The 7,731-nt window shown below is 51.1% G+C and carries 5 protein-coding genes and 1 pseudogene; 3 read left to right on the forward strand and 3 right to left on the reverse strand.

Annotation, left to right across the window (positions count from 1 at the left end; translation table 11 throughout):
* Both J2D75_RS13930 and repC read left to right on the forward strand, forming a co-directional pair.
* Positions 1-258, forward strand: a pseudogene (locus tag J2D75_RS13930) (transglycosylase SLT domain-containing protein); the annotation flags it as partial.
* A gap of 396 nt (positions 259-654) precedes the next feature.
* Entirely contained in the window at positions 655-1,941 is a 1,287-nt protein-coding gene (gene repC, locus J2D75_RS14670) for a replication initiation protein RepC (RefSeq protein ID WP_207855393.1), read from the forward strand.
* Positions 1,942-1,955: 14 nt separating this feature from the next.
* Here repC and J2D75_RS13940 read toward each other — a convergent pair whose 3' ends face one another.
* Positions 1,956-3,260, reverse strand: a complete 1,305-nt coding sequence (locus J2D75_RS13940; RefSeq protein WP_207855394.1) for a carbohydrate porin — start codon at positions 3,258-3,260, stop codon at positions 1,956-1,958.
* 371 nt (positions 3,261-3,631) lie between these two features.
* Between J2D75_RS13940 and J2D75_RS13945 the strand changes: the two genes are divergently transcribed.
* Positions 3,632-3,847, forward strand: coding sequence for a hypothetical protein (locus J2D75_RS13945; RefSeq protein ID WP_207855395.1), 216 nt, complete (start codon positions 3,632-3,634; stop codon positions 3,845-3,847).
* Positions 3,848-4,130: 283 nt separating this feature from the next.
* Here J2D75_RS13945 and J2D75_RS13950 read toward each other — a convergent pair whose 3' ends face one another.
* Both J2D75_RS13950 and J2D75_RS13955 read right to left on the reverse strand, forming a co-directional pair.
* A complete protein-coding gene (locus J2D75_RS13950) occupies positions 4,131-5,597 on the reverse strand; it encodes a mannitol dehydrogenase family protein (protein WP_207855397.1) in 1,467 nt (488 codons plus the stop codon).
* 209 nt (positions 5,598-5,806) lie between these two features.
* Positions 5,807-7,731: helix-hairpin-helix domain-containing protein (locus J2D75_RS13955; protein WP_207855396.1), on the reverse strand; the 1,925-nt coding region annotated here is incomplete at its 5' end.

Here is a 7,731-nt window from a genome sequence, read left to right on the forward strand (position 1 = left end):
ATCATCAGCTCCTATGCCAGCTCCGTCTCCAAATCCACCGGCAAGGCCGCGACATCGGCGCAGGTCTACGCCGCCTATATGTTCGGAACCTCGGCCGGATCAAAGATTGCCACCGCGACAAGCAGCACGCCTCTGAGCAGTCTGGTGTCCAGTTCGTCACTGGCCGCCAACAACATGAGCGGCTGGACGGTCGGACAGTACCTCTCGACGGTTTCCACCCGCATGGGCAGCGGCGCATCCGAGACAGTTACCGGATGAGAACAAAAGTGGAAAAGTTGCGCCATTTTGGACACAAAAACCGCGAAAAAACAGTGATTTACACGACATTTTTGCGTTTTTTGATCTTGTCTGAAACCCTGTACGCGGGCAGGTTGAGCGGCAGACAGGACGCGTGCTGTGCCGCGAGTCCGAGCCACCCCATTCGAGGCCCGCCAATGACGTAGCCACAAAAAGGAAAACCCTGCCTCTCCCGGTTTGCAGACCGGAAAAGCCAGGGCACCCGTAACGAACCATAAGCTATAGGGGAAAAGTAATTGCCCTTTCCCTATAGCCAGCTTCCGCTCGAAACGCAAGCAAATTGCGAACGGGGAAGGTTTGTCCGGGTGTCTGCGTCGAGAGGTCTGTCATGACCCATAGCACTGGACCTTTTGAGCTGTGCCCCAGACACATACTGATGACCTCTGCCCAATCCGCAGGCGGGGAAAACGTACCGTAACGCCTGCCATGCAGCGGGCGCGCGATGAGCTTTTTGACGCGGCGCCGGCCTACCCGGATAAGTATGCCGTCCTGAATGCAATTCGTGCCTTGCCCCGTTCCTTCCCGTTGACACGCAGCGCACGCGGGCTGCTGGAGAGGATGGTGGAGAAGACCCGGCCGGAGAGCTGGGATGCCATGGAAACACCGTTCATCTACGCGCACAACGCGACCCTGATGGGGTGGACAGGGTTGTCGCTGACTGCCCTGCGACGGGCCGTGCGGGAGTTGGCCGAGGCGGGGATGATCGTGCCCTGCGATGGTCGGAATGGCCAGCGGGGGCGGCGCTGGCAGGGTCAGGATGGGATGTCGCAGGTTGGATTCAGTCTGGCATCCCTACGTTATCGGTGGCCGGAGTTACAGAACCAGCTTGAGATCGGTCGGCGGCAGCGGGCTGAAGTCGCGTTTTTGCGTGAGGCGATTGCCGACCTGAATGAGCAGGTCCGCGTTGCGGCCGAGTTGCAGTGCGACGAGGCGACAGCTCTTGCGGCCGCACGCATTATGCGCCTGCGGCGTGGTACAGACCTGATCGAAACGCTGGTTAGCTACCACGACAACATGAAAGCGCTCTGGGCGCGTGTGCGACCTGTGGAAAACCCTGCGGAAAACAGCGTTGGACAGCCATCAAAAACTGCGCAGTGTACCCCTGAAATGGCACCCATGGATGGTCAATCTGGCACCCACTATACAAAGAGAAATAACAAAAAACCTAAAGAGGTTGTTGTAGTAGCGCCCGATGGGCGCAATCGCATTGAAATAATGCGGTGTGCGGGGCAGGTGTTTCAACAAGAACCGTCCGAGGGGCTGGAAGCATCCATCCTGCGGGGTTTCCCTGGCACAAGCACGTTCTTCCTGACCGTGTGCCCGGCTTTGCGGGATATGTGCGCTTCGGCGACACCCGATCGTGCCCAGCTTGCTGACGCGGCTGAACTGCTCTCCGGTCAGATCGGCATCGGCTACCAGTCGTGGAAAACCGGCTGCATCGCTCTGGGACGGTACGAAGCGGCTGTCGCTGTCATCGTCATGGCGACACGGAAAGATCAGGGTGAACAGATCCGGCACCCCGATGCGTATTTCCGGGCGCTGGTTGAGCGTGGTGTGCGCGGGACACTCCACCTCGACCGCAGCCTTTATGCGTTAAAGGATAGCATACCACCGGTAAATATTAGAAAATGCGAAAGTCTATGAATTTTTATAAAATCTTAGAATGTAATATTGCTGTGCAAACCAAAAATAGCTTCATTTTGAACTTTCTGGTGTTTGCCGTCTAACACACCCCCGCTTGGTGAAATGATACCTTGAACATCAGGCTGAAGAGTAAAATATGATTTTAACTGAAGTTGATATGTTAATTCCATGTGATACTCCCCACGTTGTGGGGGAAGGCCTGCCTTGCGATCAGCGCGTGCGAGATATGGACTGGCCATCCCAATGCCAGCTCCCAGCCCTAACACATCCATTTTACGTTTGAACGGTCCTTTTAAAATAAGGCCACCATCAATGGCATAGACAATTTGATTGCGATCTATGTCCGATGTCCAGTTACCACGAAGGAAGGCATCCACTTTTGCCACATCATTAAATTTATGTAATGTTTGATCAATAATGGCATAAATAGACCAGTTTGTTTTATGCGTTTTCGTCGAATCAAATTGGTCCGGGAAACGTCCTGTATCGAAATAAGCTCCTAGTTTATAGGTGCCCTGCCTGCCGAATATAGCTGTTCGGTAATGTGTTTCGAAAAAAAACAATGCCCCGGTGTCAAAGTTAAATCTTGTGCCACCTGGATCATTATTTTGGTTCCAGGGATCTGTGAGATTGATAAATGGGCCGCCGAGCGGGTTATCATTGGCAACAGCCAATAAGAAATTCCATTTTGGTCCCAGTATGTAGCGCAATCGTATTGCGGGAGTTGTGACTGGTGATACCGGCCCCTGATCATACAGGTCATTATCGGGCATCATCGGCCATGCAAATGATGCGTTCAAGAAATTCAGCGCAACATCGCTGACCATGAATTCCTTTCCAAGGTCCAGCTTGCCGATCCTAATGTTTAAATGCTTGTGGAAAAAGTCTTTACCGTACCATAACTCATATAGCCGTCCGTTATCGTCAGCTTCAATATTAGATGTTTGATTGAATACATATAATGGAGCATTACTGAACGGCCTCCCCCGAATTTCCATGGCACTTATGTCAAATATACCGATATCTAATCCAGAAAGCTTTTCTAAATTAGTTTCAAGCTCTACAGTAGTAGACCCTATATAGTTATTTGACGGATTTCCTCCCCCTACCGGATTTGACCACAACTCGTTTGCATCTGATATGCGTATATCAATACCATTTTCCTGCAGCCAATCTCGGAAGCCACCCCAGTTACCTGAAAGGGGCGGGAGATTAGAATTTTCATCATTTTTTATAATACTGCGGGGAAAAACTTGCGCATGAGCTTCAGAAAAAGTCAAAAAACACAAAGCTGGCAAAATGTATCTTGTAAACTTCATAAAATAAACCGAAACGCATTCATTTTTAAAGAAATTTTATATTATCTTATCCATCTAAAAATGACTAGAGATTAATTTATATATTCAAGCCGTCATAATACTTTGATCGCGGGAATGGCCCCTTGTGTAATATTTACATGGAAAGCGTAAGGAAAACCTACTTTAGGTTATATAGTTTTTTAAAATTGTAATATACATGGATAATCATTCCATCTTTAGAAAATAAGCAGAAATAGATAGTATTTACCTAAAATTATAGATGGGACGGTGCATTAAACGTCAAAAGCCTTCAATGCCTTTAGACATGACGCATCAGCGCAGAGTACCACAGCACTGACTGTGAAAAAATGCTCTGTCAGGTGTCAGCGTGTATGGACCGCCTGAACATTACATATGAAAAAATGATGTTGCAGAATGCCTACATCCTGTTTTCCCGGCTGGGTTTTGTCGTCACCCGACTGAAAGTCGATCCAGTTCTGCCTGATCATGGGGCATGGCAGGGCCAAAAAACGTTGGATGAACACCCTTGTCCACTGAGGGGCAAAGGACCGCTCGACCCCAGCGATGGTGTCCGTCTGAGTTTGTGAAGACTCAGACGGACGGAGTGGTGGCCGCCTTTCCGACACGGGGTATTAGTAGCCGGTACCGATCCTCTCTAATGGCGGATGTTTTCATACTGAATGATCGTTTCATGACTAACCAGATATTCTGGGTAGCATTCATGCGTCTCAGGCCAGACTCAATGGGAGGGACAGTCCAAAACCATCCCCCAACATTTGAATGAGTAAAATATCACATATAAATTTCCAGCCATGGCTCGTTTGGGGGCCAGTATGCCGAAATACTCATTCATAATTTTCAAAAAAAATCTTAAGTCGGCAAAGTTTCTAAAGCAGCGATAACACCCTGAGAGCGTATAATTTTTCTTAACTGTATGACTTTCTGGTCAAGGAAACTGCTATCCAAATCTTTCCACGTATCAAATGCTGGCAATTGCAAGGCTGCGGCATAATCATCTGACTGAATCAGTGCATCCTGATCCTTACCATATGAGGGTTCAGTGATCAGATAAGTATGGCCCTGCATGTCGACCCCTCGCAACATTTCCAGATATGCTGCCATGCCAAAAGCGATCCGTGAACAGTCAGTCTTATTAATGAGAATATGGCGCACGGTTTCTGTCCAGAAGACTTGAATTTTTGCACTACCGTCACTTGCAATGCGCAAAGTCTGGTCTGCCATAGCGGGGTTAGAAAAGCGGCTGATCACACTTTCCATGTAGTTTTGCAAATTTATTCCGGGAGGTGCCGTAAGCGTTGGTATTACATCCAGTGTAAGAAAATTTTCTATATTTTTTTTGAGGCGTTGATCTCCGATGGCCTGATCGACATGCGCGTAACCCATCAGAAGGGCCGGAAAACTTAGCATAATGTGGGATGCATTCAGCATCCGGATTTTAACATGTTCGTAATCTGTTACACTAGAAACAAACTGGACGCCTGCTTCTTCAAGTTGAGGTCGGCCATCAGCAAAACTATCTTCTAGAACCCATTGATGAAAATCTTCTGCAATAACAGGGAGGTCGTCATTTAATCCGTTTTCAGAATTGAGACATCGAGCGATCTCTGTTGTGACAGTAGGTGTAATACGGTCAACCATGGCGTTCGGGAATGTTGCATTCTGTGCAATCCACCCAGCTAAGGCAGGATCTCGCGCGTGAGCAAACCCAAGAAATGCTTTACGTGCCACATCTCCATTATGACGCAGATTATCGCACGACATGATTGTAAAAGCCTTCATTCCTGCGTCACGTCGACGACGGAGGCCTTCTACGACATACCCAAAAATTGTTTCTGGTTTTGAGGGGTTATTCAGATCTTTCTGGACGGCGGTTGATTGAAGATTAAATTCTCCGGTTATCTCATTTATATTATAGCCTCCTTCAGTGATCGTCATAGACACAATTCGGATCTCTGGCTTGCTTAAGTAATGCAATACAGATTCTGGATCTTCTGGAGCTAAAAGATAATCACGAAGTGCGGCAATGATCTGTACAGATCGTTTTCCAGAAGGAGCACATTCTGTCAGAGAATATAGGCAATTCTGATCTTTGAACATTTTTGCTTTTTTGTAGGAATGCTCTCCAGATGTGAGGCCGACACCAACAATACCCCAATTTGGGTTTGCTTTGAGTGTTTTTTCTACATAAAAAGCTTCATGAGCGCGGAAAAAATTGCCAACGCCAAAATGAAGAATACCGTTCTGTATATCCATTGGATTGTAATCTGGTAAATGAACGGGAGACTTTATATTTTGGATATTCTCGAGAGTTAGCATTTTTCTATCCACAAAAATGAAGACCATACGCAGTATAAAAAAATATGATTTAAATTCAACAAACAAACGCACAGTGTTTTTTGTTAAGTAAATAACGAACATTTTTAATTTAAAAATAAATTTGTTATTTGCATATTTTAAATTTATCGTCGCAATACATCTATCAGAAAAGACCTCTAAGCTGAAAATCATTTATTTTCGCTAAGTGTCTAACGAAAATCCCGAGATCTATTGTCGAGACTGCGCCCACTGGCCTCGCCCAGACGTGAGAGCATTGGTTGCAGATCTTCGACAAAGCGCACGACGAGATGGATCACATCGCCTTCGCGCTGGAGGCGACCGTGGGCGGCGATAAAGCCTGATCCCACGACAATGGCCCGCTGCGCTGTGATCCGGTCTTTCCACAGGACGAGATTGGCAGTGCCGGTTTCGTCTTCTATCGTCATGAACATCACACCTTTGGCGGTGGATGGCCGCTGGCGCATCAGCACCAGTCCCGCAACCCGGACGAACGCGCCATCACGAGCCTGTGCCAGATCGGCGATAGGGATGATCTCCTGTCGCTCAAGGGCGTCGCGCAGGAAACTGACCGGATGGGCACGCAGGCTCAGCCCTGTTGCATGGTAATCTTCCACAACCGCGCTGCCCGGTGCGATTTCGGGGAGATGCGGATCTGGCTCCCAGAGTTCCGGGGTTGGGGCGTTCCGCCCCCGATCAGCCGCCTCAAACAGCGGTAGCGGGGCTGCGCCAAAGCCCTTGAGGGTCCATAAAGCCTGTCGCCTGTCCGCCCCCAGTGCGCGAAAGGCATCCGCTTCAGCCAGTTTTTCAAGAAGGGATTGTGGCACATCCGAACGTCGCCAGACATCATCCAGACTGTCATATCCGGCCCCACGGGCGAGGATCAGCCGGGCCATGGCGTCACAGGACAGCCCCGACACCAGCCGGAAACCCAGACGCACCGCCTGCCGCGATCCGTCGCGCGTGGTCTCTAATGTGCAGTCCCACCGTGAGGCATTGATACAGACCGGCCGGACTTCCACGCCATGCTCACGCGCATCGCGCACGATCTGGGCCGGGGCATAAAACCCCATGGGCTGGCTATTGAGCAGGGCGGCACAGAACACATCGGGGTAGTGGCATTTGAGCCAGGCCGAAGCGTAAGCAATCAGCGCGAAACTCGCCGCATGGCTTTCGGGAAAGCCATACGCGCCGAAGCCTTCGAGTTGTGTCCAAATTCGCGCGGCGAACGCCGGATCATAACCGTTGGCAATCATGCCGCTCAGCAGCCGCTCTTTCATGTGATGCACACCGCCGGTAGAGCGGAAGGTTCCCATGGAGCGCCGGAGCTGGTCCGCCTCACCCCCCGTAAAGCCCGCGCAATGCACGGCCACCTGCATCGCCTGTTCCTGAAAGAGCGGAATCCCCAATGTCTTGCCCAGAATACGCTGCAGGGCAGGGCTCGGGCAGTCTGGCGCTTCTTCGCCCGCCCGGCGCCGCAGATAGGGATGCACCATGTCCCCGGTGATGGGGCCGGGCCGCACGATGGCGACCTGCACGACCAGATCGTAGAAGGTGGCGGGCCTTGTGCGCGGCAGCATCGCCATCTGGGCGCGGCTCTCGATCTGGAACGTCCCCAGTGTATCCGCCCGGGCAATCATCTGGTAGGTCGCCCAGTCTTCAGGCGGGATGGCCGTCATGTCGAGCGTGCGGTGGTAGCGTGAGTGGATCAGCTCAAAACAGCGTCGCAGACAGCCGAGCATGCCCAGACCGAGCACATCGACCTTCATCATCCGCATCCGGTCGATGTCGTCCTTGTCCCAGACCAGAGTCTGGCGTTCCGCCATGGCGGCGGGACGGACAGGCACCAGCTCATCGAGCCGGTCGGCGGTCAGTACGAACCCGCCGGGATGGGTGCCATACTGGCGTGGGAACCCCACCAGCATCCGGGCAAGCTGCAAGACCATGCCAAGCCGCCTGTCGCCAGCGGATAGACCAATCTGCCCGAGCCGTTCAGCAAGCAGCGCATCGTCATGCAGGACACTGGCCAGATGCTTCGACATCTGCCCCAGAAGATCCTCTGGCAGACCGAATGCCCTGCCGACTTCCCGCAGCGCCCCTTTAGGCTGGAAACGCA

The organism is Acetobacter suratthaniensis (genome assembly GCF_017377745.1).
GTDB classification, from domain to species: Bacteria; Pseudomonadota; Alphaproteobacteria; order Acetobacterales; family Acetobacteraceae; genus Acetobacter; species Acetobacter suratthaniensis.